The organism is Pseudomonas sp. P5_B2 (genome assembly GCF_056400445.1).
In genome coordinates this window covers 1-874 of record NZ_JBFULH010001196.1, presented here as the reverse complement: position 1 = coordinate 874, position 874 = coordinate 1, and the positions used below count along the sequence as shown (strand labels likewise).

The following is an 874-nucleotide window of genomic DNA, read 5'->3' as shown; positions in this document are numbered from 1 at the left end:
ACTCGAACCGGACACCGATCTCGCCAAGTCGACGCCCAGCCGCTAGGACAGCCTCCTGACGAACGAAGCCGCCCAAATAGAGGCAACTTTTGCCCGCCACCGCGGATTTTGCTTTGTCACGAGCCGCCTCAGTTGACTCGCTTAACAAGCGGATATCCTGCTGAGCTCCCCGGTACAAACTCAAAGGCGTTACATCCTTCGCCCGTAGCGGAGCCTCTTGTTGATGCCAAATGTAGTAAAAGACGTTGAGAACGAGCAGCAACAAAAACAACCAACGCATAAAAACCTCAGGACAATGGACACGCCATCGCTAAACCTACAAAAATCAGGTCTGGAACAAACCGGGCCTCGGGCACGACTCCCGAGACTAGAGCCGCATCCCCGCCGGTGAGAAATACAGTAAAGTTATTCCCCCAATAACTACGCGCCAGCTCCAACTGAGTCAGTACAAACCCCCTCAGCATAAGAGAGCATCCTCGCTCCACCGCCTCGACGGTTGTACGACCCGGAACGAGACTCTCGAGCGCGCGTTCGGCTGCCAGATCCCCGTATCGAATTCTGCGCGTATGGGTTCGCAACTGGTTGCGCATCAAGGGCATTCCGGGACAAATAAAACCGCCAAGGTGCTCCCCGTCCCGAGCGACGAAGTCAGCAGTCACGGCTGTGCCAAAATCAAGCACCAGGCACGCACCAGGAGCCAGATGGAACCCCCCAAGCATCGCAAGCCAGCGATCGAGCCCTAGGCGCTCAAACTCATCATATCMGTTGCGCACTCCAGCCATTTCGCGAGCAGGTGTCGCACATAGCACGGCCACACCGAAAGTTTGCGTCAATATAGAAGTTAACGCGGCGGTCTCTTCGGCTGTTCTAACAC

General features: G+C 56.0%; 1 protein-coding gene and 1 pseudogene. Both read right to left on the bottom strand.

Annotation, left to right across the window (positions count from 1 at the left end):
* Positions 1–280 (bottom strand): annotated as a pseudogene (locus AC1DRJ_RS30160) (hypothetical protein); the annotation flags it as partial.
* Positions 281–287: 7 nt separating this feature from the next.
* The coding region (locus tag AC1DRJ_RS30155) for a type III pantothenate kinase (protein WP_477805335.1) at positions 288–874 on the bottom strand (587 nt) is incomplete at its 5' end.